Below are 13,703 nucleotides of genomic sequence, written 5' to 3' on the forward strand. Positions count from 1 at the left end.
TTCGCAAAGCTTCGCCGGCCTGCTATCGGGAGCCCGGCGAAGCCCCTTGCGGAGCCGGGACCCGGCAATCCATCCTCGTGAATAGATGGATGCGCGGGTCGAGCCCGCGCATGACGATTGTTGCACGAATGCGCCCCAGCCTGCTCAATCCGCTGTTTGCTCCCGTGACCAGCCTGCCCGGCGTCGGTCCGAAGCAGGACAAGCTGTTGCAGTACCTGCTCAGCCGCAGCGAGACGCCCCGGCTGGTCGACCTGCTGCTGCATCTGCCGAGCCAGGTCATCGACCGTCGGGCCCGGCCGAAGATCCGCGACGCAGCCGTTGGAACCATGGTGACGCTGGAAGTTACCGTTGATCGCCACCGCCCGCCCCCGCCGCGCAATGCGCGCGCGCCGTATCTCGTCTACGCCAGCGACGACACCGGCGATGTCGTGCTCACGTTCTTCCGCGCCAAGCCGGGCTATGTCGAAAAACTGCTGCCGGTCGGCGAGAAGCGCTACGTCTCCGGCACGCTGCAGATGTACGACGGCATCCCGCAGATCGTCCATCCGGACCGCGTGCTCGACGAGGAGGCGATCTCGAAACTGTCGGGCATCGATCCGGTCTATCCGCTGACCGAAGGCCTCGCGCTCGGCTCGCTCCGCCGCGCGATCGCGCAGGCGCTGCTGAAGCTTCCTGCCTTGCCGGAGTGGATCAGCCCCGAGGTGCTGCGACGCTGCCACTTCCCGCCGGTCGCGGAAGCGCTCACCCGCGTGCACCAGCCGGTCGAGCTGACCGACATATTGCCGGACCAGCCGTTCTGGTCGCGCCTCGCCTTCGACGAGCTCCTGGCCGGCCAGCTCGCGCTGGCCCTGATCCGCGCACAGCTGCGCCGCCCCGCCGGCGTCCGCAATGCCGGCGACGGGCACCTGCGCAACAAGATCATCGACGCCCTTCCTTACGCGCTCACCCCCTCCCAGCGCAGCGCTGCGGCCGCCATCGCCGAGGATCTGAAGCAGCCCGTCCGCATGCTGCGGCTGCTCCAGGGCGACGTCGGGTCCGGCAAGACCGTGGTGGCGCTGCTCGCAGCCGCCGCCGTCGCCGAAGTCGGCAAGCAGGCCGCGCTGATGGCGCCGACGGAAATTCTGGCGCGTCAGCACATCAAGACCATCGCCCCGCTCGCCGAGCGGGCCGGAATGCGTGTCGCCATCCTCACCGGCCGCGAGAAAGGCAAGGAACGGCGTGAGATCATCGCCCGGCTCGCCGCAGGCGAGATCGATCTCCTCGTCGGCACCCATGCGCTGATCCAGGACGATGTGATCTTCCATGATCTCGCGCTCGCCGTCGTCGACGAGCAGCATCGGTTCGGCGTGCGCGAACGGCTTGCGCTGACGTCCAAGGGCGAGGCGGTCGACGTGCTGGTGCTGAGCGCGACGCCGATTCCGCGTACGCTGGTGCTGACCTATTTCGGCGACATGGACATCTCCGAGCTGCGCGAAAAGCCCGCCGGCCGCCAGCCGATCGACACCCGCGCGGTGCCGATGAGCCGGATCAGCGAGGTCATGGAGGGGGTCGGCCGCGCGCTCGAAGCCGGCAAGCTGGTCTACTGGATCTGTCCGCTGGTCGAAGAACCCGAGGCCGAAGGCACCGAGCATCTCACCAACGCGACCAAGCGTTTCGAGACCCTGCAAAAACGTTTCGGCGACCGTGTCGGCCTCGTCCACGGCCAGATGAAAGGCACCGAGAAGGATCGCGTCATGGGCCAGTTCGCCGCCCATGAGATCGGGCTCCTTGTCGCGACCACCGTTGTCGAGGTCGGCGTCGACGTGCCCGCCGCGACCATCATGGTGATCGAGAACGCCGAGCGTTTCGGCCTTGCCCAGCTGCACCAGCTCCGCGGCCGCATCGGACGCGGCTCCGAAGCCTCGACCTGCATTCTGCTCTATGGCGAGCCACTCGGCGAGATGTCGAAGGCGCGGCTGAAAGTGATCCGCGAGACCACCGACGGCTTCCGCATCGCCGAGGAGGACCTGAAGCTACGCGGCGAAGGCGACGTGCTGGGCGTGCGCCAGAGCGGCCTGCCCGGCTATCGCATCGCGCGCCCGGAGGTGCACGGCCAGCTGATCGCCCAGGCGAGAGACGAGGCGCTGCGGATCCTTGAAGAGGATCCGAAGCTGAAAGGCGAGCGCGGCGAGGCGCTGCGCTGCCTGCTGTATCTGTACGAGCGGGACGAGGCGATCCCGCTGATCGGGGCGGGTTAGCCGGCCGCTCTTCGTCGCCCAACCTCGTAGGCCGCCACATGCGCGCGGGCGAGATCCAGCAGCGGCGTGTCGATGCCGAGCGCACGGGCGCGATTGGCCATATCGCCCAGGATGTGCTCTGCCTCGGTGATCGAGCCGCGCTCGATGTCGCGCAGCATCGAGGCCTTGAGCGGCGAGTCCAGGGTCGTAAACAGCTTTCGGTCGAACTCGATGAACGGATCGCGCGGCGCAAAACCGGAGGCCGTCGCAATGGCGCAGCATTCGGCGAACAGGCGGAAGATGGACTGCTCCCCGTTGGGGACGGCCAGGATGTCTCCGATGCTCGCGCGCATCAGGCAGGTGATGGCGGCGAGCGTCGAGAGCTGAACGAACTTCTCCCACATGTCCTGCATGATCGCTTCGCTGGCGCGCACGTCGATCCCGGGGATCTGGAGCAGCTTTTCCAGGGCGAGCGCACGTTCGCTCAGTGCGCCCGCGATCTCGCCGAAGACGATGGTCTGATTGGCCATGAAGTGAACGACCCGGCCCTCCGCATCGAGCCCGGCGCTGACATTCGCGAGCCCGCCGAGGACACGAGCCGCGCCGAACCTGGCGGTGAGAGTGTCGAGATGTTTTAACCCGTTCAGGATCGGCAGGATCATCGTGTCAGGACCGACGGCGGGCGCAAACTGGCTCATCGCGTCATCCAGCGAATAGGCCTTCACGCCGACGAGCATGACGTCGAACGGCTCCTTGAGTTCACCGGCCGCAAGAAGCTTCGGTTGCACCGCGAAGTCGCCGTGCGGGCTCACGACCTGCAATCCATTCCGCCGCAATTGCTCGGCCCGCTTCTCGCGCACCAGGAAGGTCACGTCGCGGCCTGCCCGGACGAGGCAAGCGCCGTAATACCCGCCAAGCGCGCCCGCGCCGATCACCAGCACTCTCATTCGAACTCCGATGCGCCTGCTTCCGCAGAATAGTAACAGATGGGCCTGGCGCCGTCTCCTCCCCGTCATTGCGAGCGAAGCGAGCAATCCAGAGTCCCTCCGCGGAAAGATTCTGGATTGCCTCGCTTCGCTCGCAATGGCGATGTGGGTGGAGTTCGGCACACGTTTTACGCTTGAAACGCGACCGGGACGTCCAAGGCTTTCTGGAGTCGTTTTCGGCAGTCCCTGACGACTAGGTCTTCTTCTGCGCGATGCTCGCAGCGAATGCCTTCATCAGCTCCGCATCCACCGCCTCACCTGTCGCATCCGCCGCGAGATGCTCGAACCAGCGCGCAAAGCCCTCGTAGATCTGGCCAGCCGGATGGTCGGGACCAAGGAAGCCGGAAATCTCCCGCATCTCCGCGACCCAGCGATAGGCTTTCGGAATCATGTCGGGCAGCGCCACTTTGAGCCGCGCCAGGATCGCCGGCTGGCTGAGCGCGAGTTCGTCGCGCAGCGCATCGGCCGCGCCGGCCTTCGTGGCCGCGATCACCATGGCCGAGCCGATGCCGGCGAGGCCCTTGACGATGCCGGCATAGGACATTTTCAGAGCGGATGCCGCGCCCACCGGGCCTTCGACGATTCGCACGTCGAGGCCGAGGTCCTTCAGCACGGCGACCTCGCTGGCGAACTCGCCGGACATGTAGAAGGCCGGGCTCTTGCCGCCCGGCTGCGGCGGGAAGCCGATGATACCGGCATCGACGAATGGGGCCTGGGCCGAGCCGATGATCTCCTCGATCCGTTGCACTGTGTCGACGTTGACCGCGTTGCAATCGACCACGACTGGCTTCTTCTCGCGCCTGACGATCAGCGCGGCCAGCCGCTCAGCCAGCTTGACGGCTTCGCCTGGCGGCACGATCGAGAGGATGATGTCGGCCTCGGCGATCGCCTCGTCCTCGGCGCCGACCATGCCGGCGTCCGCCGCGCGTTTCAGCGTCGCCTCGCTGCGTCCCCTCAAGGAGGTCAGCACGCGCGCGCCATGTACGGCGCTGCCCATGGCACCGGGCGCGAGGATCGCAATGGTCTTGGACATCGTGCACTCCAAATCCTTCCGAGCGAGGCGCCCGGTCAATCGGAGAGTAGCAGATGACGAAAACGCCTGCGTGAACGCGGCCATCCCGCGGGGGAATGGCCCTACTCCGCCTTCGCAGGCTCGGGCTGGAGCTTGGAGGCATTGGCGATGCGCGCGGCATTGGCCACTCCGGCAAGCGCCGCCGCCTTCTTCGGATCGGGGGCCGAGCCCGGCTGCACCACGCCGGCCGACATGATCAGCGTCGCGGCATCCTCGGCGGTGAGATCGACCTCGATGATCTTGCTCTTCGGGACATAGAAGAAGAAGCCGGTCGTCGGGTTCGGCGAGCACGGCAGGAACACCGAGACGTGCTCCTCCTGGCCCGGCAGGTTGCGCGCGATGTCCTCGTTCGGCGATTGCGAGATCAGCACGATCGACCACATGCCCGGCGAGGGAAACTCGACCAAGCCCACTTTCCGGAAGCTCGAGCCCTTGCCCGAGAACAGCGTCTCGAACACCTGCTTCAGGCCGCGATAGATGGCACGCACGGCCGGGATCCGGCCGAGGAAGGTCTCGCCGACGTCGACCAGCGTCCGGCCGATCAGATTGGCCGCCAGGAAGCCGACCAGCGTCAGCGTGAAGAATGCGACGACCAGTCCCCAGCCGGGAATGACGTAAGGCAGATAGGTTTCGGGTCGGTAGGCCAGCGGCACAAATGGCCGCACCACGCCGTCGACCCAGGTGACGAACCACCAGACTAGATAGAGGGTGATCGCGATCGGTCCCGTCACTACGAGGCCGGTCAGGAAATAATTGCGGAAACGGCCCATCAGGCCGGTATGCGGTTCCGGAACAGGCTCAAGAGGCGCAGGCGCGTCGTCGCGGGGGGTCATACGGGTTCCAGGTCGGTCGCTGCAAACAAGCTAGGGTCTTCTAGCAGGTTTTGGAAGACCACGACCGACCGATATCCCGTCCGGCTATTCCACGGTCACCGACTTGGCGAGGTTGCGAGGCTGGTCGACGTCGGTACCCATGACGACAGCCGTGTGATAGGCGAGCAGCTGCACGGGGACGGCATAGACCATCGGCGTGAAGGCCGCCGCCATGTCGGGCATGACGATGGTGACGAGGGACTCGACGGTCGCCTCCGCGGCGCCCTTGGCATCCGTCATCAGGATGATGTTGCCGCCGCGCGCGGCGACCTCCTGCATATTGGAGACAGTCTTTTCGAACACCCGGTCATGGGGCGCGATGACGACGACCGGCATGGTCTCGTCAATCAGCGCGATCGGCCCGTGCTTCAGCTCGCCGGCGGCATAGCCTTCGGCGTGGATGTAGGAGATCTCCTTCAGCTTCAGCGCGCCTTCGAGCGCCAGCGGGAAGCTGGTGCCGCGGCCGAGATAGAGCACGTCGCGCGACTTGGCGATCCTGTGCGCGAGCTTTTCGATCTGGGGCTCGCTGGTGAGCGCATCCGCCATCAGGCGCGGGACCTCGACGAGGCCATGGACCAGCCTGGTCTCGTCCTCGTCGGACAATTCGCCTCTCGCCTTGCCGGCCGCGATCGCAAGGTTTGCCAGCACCATGAGCTGGCAGGTGAAAGCCTTGGTCGAGGCGACGCCGATCTCCGGTCCCGCGAGCGTTTGCAGCACGGTCTCGCTCTCGCGCGCGATCGTGGAGGTCGGCACGTTGACGACGGAGACCGTGTGCACGCCTTGCGCCTTGGCGTAGCGCAGCGCGGCCAGGGTGTCGGCGGTCTCGCCGGACTGCGAGATGAAGATGGCGAGATCGCCCTTGCGCAAGGGAGCCTCGCGGTAGCGGAATTCGGAGGCGACATCGACCTCGACCGGCACGCGCGCAAAGCGCTCGAACCAGTACTTCGCGACGAAGCCGGCATAGCTCGCGGTACCGCACGCCGTGATGTTGATGCGCTGGATGGTCTTGAAGTCGAACGGGAGCTTGACCGGCAGCGCGACGCGCTCGGTCGCCATGTCGACGTAGCGCGCCAGCGTGTGGCCGACCACTTCCGGCTGCTCGTGGATCTCCTTCGCCATGAAGTGGCGGTAATTGGCCTTGTCGACCAGCGAGGTCGAGGCGGCGTGCCTGATCTTGTCGCGCTGGACGGTGTAGCCGTCCTTGTCGAAGATCGTCGCGCTCTTGCGGGTCAGCACGACCCAGTCGCCGTCTTCGAGATAGCTGATCGTGTCGGTGAACGGGCCGAGCGCGATGGCGTCGGAGCCGAGATACATCTCACCGTCGCCGTAGCCGATCGCCAGCGGCGGTCCGTTGCGAGCCCCGATCATGAGGTCGTTGTCGCCGGAGAAGATGAAACCGAGCGCGAAGGCGCCGCGCAGCCGCGCCAGCGTCAGCTTGACGGCTTCGACCGGCTTGTTGCCGCGCGCGAGCAAATCGTCGACGAGATGCAGCACGATCTCGGTGTCGGTCTCGGTGTGGAACACCGTGCCGTTCTTCTCGAGCTCCTCGCGCAGCTCGCGGAAATTCTCGATGATGCCGTTGTGAACGACAGCGACGCGCTCGGTCGCGTGCGGATGAGCATTGTTGACCGTCGGCTTGCCGTGAGTGGCCCAGCGCGTGTGGCCGATCCCGGTCGTGCCCTTCAGAGGCTCGGCCTCGAGCCGCTTCTCCAGATTCTTCAGCTTGCCCTCGGCGCGGCGGCGCTCGAGGTGCGCACCTTCGAGCGTGGCGACGCCCGCGGAATCATAGCCGCGATATTCAAGACGTTTGAGCGAATCCACCAATTGCTCTGCAACCGGCTCGCGCCCGAGAATGCCGACAATCCCGCACATGCGGATCACTATCCCCCAAATCGTCGAAAAATCGCCTAAACGACGCGCTCAGTTTTTAGCGAAAATCGCAGGGAACCAGATACTCAATAATTATTGCTGATTGTCATACCCGCGCACCGATCGGCCTTCGGCCAACAATCTTCCACTTCCAATGGCATGGGCAGCCGGTATCCTTAGATAGCAGAAAGCCTCTCCAAAAACATACCCAAACTCGTATTTGTACCATTTAGCGCCGACAACCTCTTGCGCTTAATCTTGCCTGCGATGCGCTTGTAGTGGGCTGCCTCCTTAACCAGCGGCGACTTATTTTGCCTAGTCAATTCTCGATTAAGGCGTGAGAGGCTGTTTTTCGGCTCGTTGCGATCTAGAAAATACAGGAGTAACCAACTCTCCATTGTGTGGACCGAAATTGCAAATAGCAGACGGTCCACGTGGGCGGCGTATACCTGTCCACCAACGCGCGCTGCAATAATCTTTATCGCGTCAGCGACTAGCTCGTCATATGGTCGGTCGCCCCCCTGACATATCAAGTGTAGCCCAAAATTTGGATGATCCCCCTGATCCGTGTCCAAATGAATTACGACATAGTCATTCGCCGACAGGGCATCCATTACGCGCTCTTCACAGAATTCAAGCACAAGTTCCCACCCCCCGTGAGGAGCCGCGATGGCCGTATCGGTTGCATCACGCAGTGGCTGAAGAGGATTGATATCCAGATCGTTATCGAAGCGATCCGCGAGGAACTGATGGATTATCTGCTCCAAAATGATCTGGTCGGTGATCCCCTCGGAAACAAGCGCAAATGTCGGCATCAAAACCCCTTGGGAAGTCCGCCAAGAACGCCGCTCAAGAAGAGCTCGGACAGCCGCCTAGGTTTCGCACTCGACGGTTTAGTCTCAAAGAATCGAACGCGAGTTTGCCCGTTTGGGCTGCGAGACACAATAAAAAGGCGCTGCTCTCGATCACCAAGATTGAGACCATCAAGCAATGCAGGATTGTGAGTTGTCAAAATAACTTGCTTCTCGTGCTCTTTCGCAAGCTCAACTAAGCGGCGCATCAATGCTTCGCAAAGCTTTGGATTAAGAGAAGCATCGACGTTATCTACCGCAAAGAAACTCGGCGTGAGCTTGCTTGTGAACAGTGCGAGATAGAACGTTAGAAAGAGAAATCCTTCGTTAGCGCTCCTTTGGTCGAAACTAGACAGCTTAGCATCTAGGAAGCGATCTCGGACTCATGTTCTCAGGAACTTCGACCTTGAGGGTTATCCTTCCATTTGCATCTGGCTCGGCTTTGGAGAACAAGTTTTTGGCAAGCGTCTTGCGAGCCTCGTCGTCAGGAAGAGCAGCAAAGACTTGCGCTATCCAGTTTCCGATTGGCTCGATATTTCCTCGTGGGGTATGACCTACGGCAACGTGCCAAGCGGAATACGGTTTGTTGTCATTACTCAATTCATAGCTAAACTCGGCTCCAGTCTCCAAGACGACCGATATTTTAATCGGTTCACTCGTACTGCGTGCCTTGAAAGCTGATCGCATTAACTGCGGCGCGGTGACGCGAATGCCACGAGACGCCAGAAACTCATTATCGAGCTTGTCAGCTTGCGCAGCCCCAGCAAGCGCAATGGCTTCCAAGATATTGCTCTTTCCCGCACCATTCTCGCCGATGAAAATGTTGATCCTCCCAAGAAGCAGACTCAGCTTCTCGATGGACTTGTAGTTTTGGACTTCGATTGTTCTAAGCACGTGAATAGCCTATCCGCGCGGATCCCGCTGACGCTCCCTACCATCGCTTGTGGTCGTCAAACAAGCGCTGTAGAGATTTCGAGAGCAAATTCAATTACTAAGTAGATCAACGTTTGCAGTTTTCCGCCTCCCTCGCGCGCGAGCCTAACCGCTTCGGATTGGACTTTCAGACTGTTCTGCTCAGATTTGGGGGAGACTTTTCACGTCCCCATCAAGAACCGTTGCTCGGCCTGCGTCGAATTGGCCGGCCTTAAACCGCGCACGTTAACTCATTGTCAATACATTTGACCAACGATTCCGGCCAGGAGAACAAGGCCATGAAAGGCTCATCCGACCGCAAGGGTCTGTCGTCGATGTATCTGCGCGCCAACGAGACCACGGGCACGCACCTTGCGCATTGGCCGCCGCCCATGCGCGGCAAGGAAAGCAAGCCCGTCTTCGTCAAGCATGCCGAAGGCGAGCCGGTGAAGCGCGCCAAGCCGCGCGGCTGGCGCCTGACCCGCGCCATCTTCTCCGAATTCGCTGACGACGAATAGCGCCGCTTACTTCTCCGGCTTCTTGCCGCCCCTCTTCATCTCGCGATGTCGCGCCGCGCCGCCTTCCCTGATGACCTGGTGGGTGCGCTCCAGCGCCATCGCATCGTCGGGTACATCCTTCGTGATCACCGAGCCGGAGCCGATATAGGCGCCCTTTCCGATTGTCACCGGGGCGACCAGCGAAGAGTTGGTGCCGACAAACGCGCCCTGCCCGATTACCGTTCTGTGCTTCTTGAAGCCGTCGTAGTTGCAGCTGATGGTGCCGGCGCCGATGTTGGAGTTGGCGCCGACCGTGGCATCGCCGATATAGGAGAGATGATTGACCTTGACGCCGGCCTCGAGCGTCGCCGCCTTGGTCTCGACGAAATTGCCGATGCGCGCGCCGTCGCCGAGCGAGGTGCCGGGACGAAGCCGCGCATAGGGACCGATCGAGACGTTCTTGCCGAGCGTGGTCTCGACGATGTGCGAGAATGAATGGATCACGGTGCCGTCCGCGATCGACACACCGGGGCCGATCACCACGAACGGCTCGATGGTCACGTCCTTGCCGAACACGGTGTCCGCGGAGAGATAAACTGTCTCCGGCGCGATCAGAGTGACGCCGGCCTCCATCGCCGCCTTGCGCAAGCGCGCCTGTATCACGCCTTCCGCTTCGGCGAGCTGCGCCTTGGTGTTGATGCCGCGCACCTCGTCCTCGCTGGTCTCGATCACCACGGACTCCCATCCCTTTTCGCGGACGATCTCGACTGCGTCCGTCAGATAATATTCGCCCTTGGAATTCGCATTGCCGATTTGCCCAAGGATGTCGAGTGCGCGGCGGCCGTCGATCGCCATCACGCCGGCGTTGCACAGATCGATCTTGCGCTCGTCCGCATTGGCGTCGGCTTGTTCGCGGATCGCGACCAGGCGGTCGCCCTCGACGATGAAGCGGCCGTAGCCGGTCGGATCGGCGGCGCGAAAGCCGAGCGCGGCAATCGCTGCGCCGCTGGCGAGCGGCGCGCGCAGCCGCGCAAAGGTCTCGGCCGAGATCAGCGGCGTGTCGCCGAATGCGATGAGGAGATCATCCGCACCGCGCGCGATCGCCTCGCGCGCCGCCAAGACTGCGTGCGCGGTGCCGAGGCGTTCGCTCTGCACGAAGGTGAGCGTGTCGGGGCGGATGCGCTTCGCCTCATCCGCGACCGCCTGGTGGTCGGGGCCGATCACCACCGCCAGCGAGGTGCCGGCTCCCTTGGGTGCGGCGGCGAGCACATGCGCGAGCAGCGTCTGGGACGCCACTTGATGCAGCACTTTCGGCAGGCTCGATCGCATGCGCGTACCTTCGCCGGCGGCGAGCACGATCGTGAGGCTGGAACGGGCGGTCATCGAAATCCTGGCGGACATAGCCGAATCAATTGGCGTGACGGGCAGCGAGCCCCCTCGGAAGCTATGGCCTTGCTACCCCCGCAAACGCCCGGAATTCAAGTGCGAGGCGCTTTTCCTGTTAATGTTCCCTGATTGATTCGGGGAAGCCCGGACCGGGGCTGGGCACTAAACGTACATGGCAAAGGATTCCGACCGACTGGCGAATGCCTTCGGCACCAAGGAGACCGGCGGGCTGTTCTCCGGACTTTTGGCGGAGGAAAGCGCGTTCGACCGGCGCATGATGTGGCGGCTGGGCTCGTGGGCCGTAGCGGCCGTGGGCGCAGTGGTCGTCGCGGTGATGGCCAACCAGGCCCAGCTCGGCTGGCGGCGCGACCAGGCTGCCGCCGCCGATCTCGCGCGCCAGGCCGACCGGCTCCAGATGCTGACCAAGGAGAGCCAGAACGAGGCCCGCCGGCTCGCCGCCGCCATCGAGACGCTGAACTCGGACCGCGACCGGCTCTATTCGCGCGTCACCGTGCTGGAGCAAGGGCTCGATTCCGTCACCGGTGCCATTGCAAAGCAAACCGCCACGCCGCAGCAGGGCGCGAAGCCGCAGGACCCGGCACCCGCAGCTCCCAGCGTCGCGCCGGTCGCCTCTAGTCCAACTCCGCCAAGCGAGAAGCCGCGCACCGAGGCCGCCAGGGATTCTCAGAAGGATATTCCGAAGGAATCGCTGAAGGAGGCCCCGAGCCCACCGCCGCAGACCGCAGCCGCCGCCTCGCTCGTGCAGCAGACTCCGGCAATGAATTCGGCGCTGCCGGCCATTCCGCTGGTGCCGTCGAAGTCGCTCATGGCGCCGCCGGATTCATCCGCACCGAAACTGGCTCAACCGGAGGCCGCTGAGAAGGCTGCCGAGAAGAAGGCCGAGCCGGCGCCCGCCGCCGCCGAGGTCGTCGCGGCAGCAACCAAGCCCCCCGAAGCAGCCGAGAACGAATCCCCAGCGATCGCGGTTCAGCAGACGCGTTTTGCGATCGATCTCGGCGGCGCCAACTCGATCGACGGCCTGCGCGCGCTCTGGCGCGGCCTGACCAAGTCCCATCCGGAGATCGCGGCGCTGCGGCCGATCATCATGATCAAGGAAGGCACCACCGGCCTCGGCATGCAGCTTCGCTTAGGAGCCGGCCCACTGCTGAACGCCGCCGTCGCCGCAAAATTCTGCGCGAGCCTCGCCGAGAACGACCGTCACTGCGAGACCACCGTATTCGATGGTCAGCGCCTATCGATGCGTGGCGGCCAGGAGAAGGGGCAGGAGAAGGGCCAAGAAAAGAGCCAGGAAAAAGCGCAAGAGAAAACTCAAGACAGAGTTCAAGAGAAGAGCTCGGAGAAGAATCAGGACGCGGCGCCGCAAGCCGAAACTGCGCCGAGCGCAAAGCCCGAGAAGCCGCAGCGCCGCCGCAACTACTCATCGAAACGATCGAAGCGCGAGGAGCCTGCGCCCGCTCCCGCGGCGCAGCCCGCGCCGGCGCCGGCGAAACCGGAGGCAGCATCTCCGTCTGCGGGATCGACGCTGTCGTCGTTCTTCAGACGCTAGCGAGCACGATCCGGAAAAGTGCGCAGCGGCTTTCCCTCGCGACAAGCGCGGAACGCGTTTGCGCGGAGATCATGCTGAAACATCAACCTAAAGGGCGATGACGAGTCGTCCTGATCGCATCTCGCCTTAGGGAATGGACTCCGCTTCACCTGAACGCGCGGTGAATGACGGCATCTCATCGCGCACGCAGCCGGACTCATTTTTCAGCCCGTCTTCGAAACCAGCCGCCCGCTGCCAAGTTATCCCGGTCACGAACCGGAGCGGCCGACAGGCAGAAGCACTCGTGCCCGCCTCCATGACCAAGGGAGACACAGGTGAAGACACTCATCATCGCAACGGCCGCTGTTCTCGCCGCATCCTCGGCGCTTGCGCAAACGACAAAATCGCCGGGCGCTTCGAGCAACGCACCGGGCCAACAGATGCAGAACACGACGAAGAAATCGACAGGTCCCGGCGCCTCCGAATACGCGCCGGGCCATCAGACCAACACCACCGCTGGGCCGGGCCACTCGGAAAGTGCACCCGGGCAGAAGATGCAGAGCACCACGGGTTCGAGCACCAAGAGGAAGTGACGACGTAAGGCAAGTCGTCAACTCCGCCAGACGGCGCCGACCTTCCCGGCCGGCGCCGTCGCGCTGTCAGAGCTCGCCGCACCGCACGATCCCGATGATCGCTCGACCGTGCATGCGACCAACGGACGCTTGGACCTGAGCCGCTCTTTCGCAGCAAGCTTGCAGTCGTTTCCGGCGCAATCCAAATGTCGCTCTTTTTCCGAACTCGTGGGTTTTTATGAACGAGCTGGATGATGTCCTCAGGCTTCTCGTCGCGGCCGGAACGGGGCTGCTGATCGGCATCGATCGCGACATGAACGACAAGCCGGTGGGAATGCGAACCCTGGCACTGGTGGCTCTCGGCTCCGCGCTGGTCTCGATCTCCGTGATCGAGTTCCAGAACCTGCGCGACCATCCGGATGCGATCTCCCGGGTCATTCAGGGCGTCGTTGCCGGCGTGTTGACCGGCGTCGGCTTCATCGGGGCCGGCGTCATCCTGCACGACGCCAAGGCGAAGACGGTTCACGGCCTCACCACGGCCGCAACGGTCTGGATCGCGGCCGGCCTCGGCATCGCCTGCGCATTGGGAGCCTGGCTGCTCGTCGGAGCAGCCATCGCGGTGACGTTGCTCGTGCTGTTCGTGCTGGGCTGGGTCGAGCGCCGGCTGGGGTTGAAATGACCTTGGCGTCGGGCACCAGGGAGCAGGGTCAGCTCTGATGGCTTCTCGCGCGAACCTACTCCATGCGCGCCTTTTCCTTCAGATCCCGTATGCGCATCTCCGCTTCGTCCTTTGACTGGACGATTTCCGACCAATCGTCGACCCGCGCCTCCTTGCTCAGCCTCTTGAGTTCGCTCAGCTGCTTCTGCGTTGGCTTGTCCATGCTCACTCCTCGACCGCAACATGCGTTGGGTGTCACATTGTTC

The 13,703-nt window shown here is 63.5% G+C and carries 14 protein-coding genes; 5 read left to right on the forward strand and 9 right to left on the reverse strand.

Annotation, left to right across the window (positions count from 1 at the left end):
• Positions 1–128 precede the first annotated feature (128 nt).
• On the forward strand, positions 129–2,237 hold the full coding sequence (gene recG / locus ABIG06_RS31775) for an ATP-dependent DNA helicase RecG (protein WP_370140960.1): 2,109 nt from the start codon (positions 129–131) through the stop codon (positions 2,235–2,237).
• On the opposite strand, the gene panE is transcribed toward recG, so the two are convergent.
• From panE to ABIG06_RS31810, 7 genes are all read right to left on the reverse strand, one after another.
• On the reverse strand, positions 2,234–3,163 hold the full coding sequence (gene panE / locus ABIG06_RS31780; RefSeq protein ID WP_370139905.1) for a 2-dehydropantoate 2-reductase: 930 nt from the start codon (positions 3,161–3,163) through the stop codon (positions 2,234–2,236). The genes recG and panE overlap by 4 nt on opposite strands.
• A 232-nt stretch (positions 3,164–3,395) precedes the next feature.
• Entirely contained in the window at positions 3,396–4,235 is an 840-nt protein-coding gene (locus ABIG06_RS31785) for a DUF1932 domain-containing protein (RefSeq protein ID WP_424578478.1), read from the reverse strand.
• Between the two features lie 101 nt (positions 4,236–4,336).
• Positions 4,337–5,107: a DUF502 domain-containing protein gene (locus ABIG06_RS31790; protein WP_370139907.1), complete on the reverse strand. Its 771-nt coding sequence runs from the start codon at positions 5,105–5,107 to the stop codon at positions 4,337–4,339.
• Between the two features lie 84 nt (positions 5,108–5,191).
• Positions 5,192–7,018, reverse strand: a complete 1,827-nt coding sequence (gene glmS / locus ABIG06_RS31795) for a glutamine--fructose-6-phosphate transaminase (isomerizing) (protein ID WP_370139908.1) — start codon at positions 7,016–7,018, stop codon at positions 5,192–5,194.
• A gap of 173 nt (positions 7,019–7,191) precedes the next feature.
• The gene (locus tag ABIG06_RS31800; RefSeq protein ID WP_370139909.1) at positions 7,192–7,830 is read right to left on the reverse strand and encodes a hypothetical protein; all 639 of its coding nucleotides are present in this window, start codon (positions 7,828–7,830) and stop codon (positions 7,192–7,194) included.
• A complete protein-coding gene (locus ABIG06_RS31805; RefSeq protein ID WP_370140961.1) occupies positions 7,830–8,222 on the reverse strand; it encodes an AAA family ATPase in 393 nt (130 codons plus the stop codon). Before ABIG06_RS31805 ends, ABIG06_RS31800 begins: the two co-directional genes overlap by 1 nt.
• Before the next feature lies 1 nt (position 8,223).
• Entirely contained in the window at positions 8,224–8,760 is a 537-nt protein-coding gene (locus ABIG06_RS31810; RefSeq protein WP_370139910.1) for an AAA family ATPase, read from the reverse strand.
• A 317-nt stretch (positions 8,761–9,077) separates the two neighbouring features.
• Here ABIG06_RS31810 and ABIG06_RS31815 point away from each other — a divergent pair, with 317 nt between their 5' ends.
• Positions 9,078–9,296, forward strand: a complete 219-nt coding sequence (locus ABIG06_RS31815; RefSeq protein WP_370139911.1) for a hypothetical protein — start codon at positions 9,078–9,080, stop codon at positions 9,294–9,296.
• A gap of 6 nt (positions 9,297–9,302) precedes the next feature.
• Here ABIG06_RS31815 and glmU read toward each other — a convergent pair whose 3' ends face one another.
• Positions 9,303–10,658, reverse strand: a complete 1,356-nt coding sequence (gene glmU, locus ABIG06_RS31820; protein ID WP_370139912.1) for a bifunctional UDP-N-acetylglucosamine diphosphorylase/glucosamine-1-phosphate N-acetyltransferase GlmU — start codon at positions 10,656–10,658, stop codon at positions 9,303–9,305.
• 175 nt (positions 10,659–10,833) lie between these two features.
• Here glmU and ABIG06_RS31825 point away from each other — a divergent pair, with 175 nt between their 5' ends.
• From ABIG06_RS31825 to ABIG06_RS31835, 3 genes are all read left to right on the forward strand, one after another.
• Entirely contained in the window at positions 10,834–12,228 is a 1,395-nt protein-coding gene (locus ABIG06_RS31825) for a hypothetical protein (RefSeq protein WP_370139913.1), read from the forward strand.
• Between the two features lie 314 nt (positions 12,229–12,542).
• Entirely contained in the window at positions 12,543–12,800 is a 258-nt protein-coding gene (locus ABIG06_RS31830; protein ID WP_370139914.1) for a hypothetical protein, read from the forward strand.
• Between the two features lie 217 nt (positions 12,801–13,017).
• On the forward strand, positions 13,018–13,458 hold the full coding sequence (locus ABIG06_RS31835; RefSeq protein WP_028178747.1) for an MgtC/SapB family protein: 441 nt from the start codon (positions 13,018–13,020) through the stop codon (positions 13,456–13,458).
• Positions 13,459–13,513: 55 nt separating this feature from the next.
• Here the strand turns inward: ABIG06_RS31835 and ABIG06_RS31840 are convergent, their stop codons facing one another.
• Positions 13,514–13,660: a hypothetical protein gene (locus ABIG06_RS31840; RefSeq protein WP_158626713.1), complete on the reverse strand. Its 147-nt coding sequence runs from the start codon at positions 13,658–13,660 to the stop codon at positions 13,514–13,516.
• Between the last annotated feature and the right edge of the window lie 43 nt (positions 13,661–13,703).

Origin of the sequence: Bradyrhizobium sp. USDA 326 (assembly GCF_049739485.1) — a bacterium.
GTDB lineage: Bacteria > Pseudomonadota > Alphaproteobacteria > Rhizobiales > Xanthobacteraceae > Bradyrhizobium.

Excerpts from the sequence above, each read along its gene's own strand:
- recG (WP_370140960.1), top strand. The coding sequence starts at position 129 with ATGCGCCCCAGCCTGCTCAATCCGCTGTTTGCTCCCGTGACCAGCCTG.
- panE (WP_370139905.1), bottom strand. The coding sequence starts at position 3,163 with ATGAGAGTGCTGGTGATCGGCGCGGGCGCGCTTGGCGGGTATTACGGC.
- ABIG06_RS31785 (WP_424578478.1), bottom strand. The coding sequence starts at position 4,235 with ATGTCCAAGACCATTGCGATCCTCGCGCCCGGTGCCATGGGCAGCGCC.
- ABIG06_RS31790 (WP_370139907.1), bottom strand. The coding sequence starts at position 5,107 with ATGACCCCCCGCGACGACGCGCCTGCGCCTCTTGAGCCTGTTCCGGAA.
- glmS (WP_370139908.1), bottom strand. The coding sequence starts at position 7,018 with ATGTGCGGGATTGTCGGCATTCTCGGGCGCGAGCCGGTTGCAGAGCAA.
- ABIG06_RS31800 (WP_370139909.1), bottom strand. The coding sequence starts at position 7,830 with ATGCCGACATTTGCGCTTGTTTCCGAGGGGATCACCGACCAGATCATT.
- ABIG06_RS31815 (WP_370139911.1), top strand. The coding sequence starts at position 9,078 with ATGAAAGGCTCATCCGACCGCAAGGGTCTGTCGTCGATGTATCTGCGC.
- glmU (WP_370139912.1), bottom strand. The coding sequence starts at position 10,658 with ATGACCGCCCGTTCCAGCCTCACGATCGTGCTCGCCGCCGGCGAAGGT.
- ABIG06_RS31825 (WP_370139913.1), top strand. The coding sequence starts at position 10,834 with ATGGCAAAGGATTCCGACCGACTGGCGAATGCCTTCGGCACCAAGGAG.
- ABIG06_RS31835 (WP_028178747.1), top strand. The coding sequence starts at position 13,018 with ATGAACGAGCTGGATGATGTCCTCAGGCTTCTCGTCGCGGCCGGAACG.
- ABIG06_RS31840 (WP_158626713.1), bottom strand. The coding sequence starts at position 13,660 with ATGGACAAGCCAACGCAGAAGCAGCTGAGCGAACTCAAGAGGCTGAGC.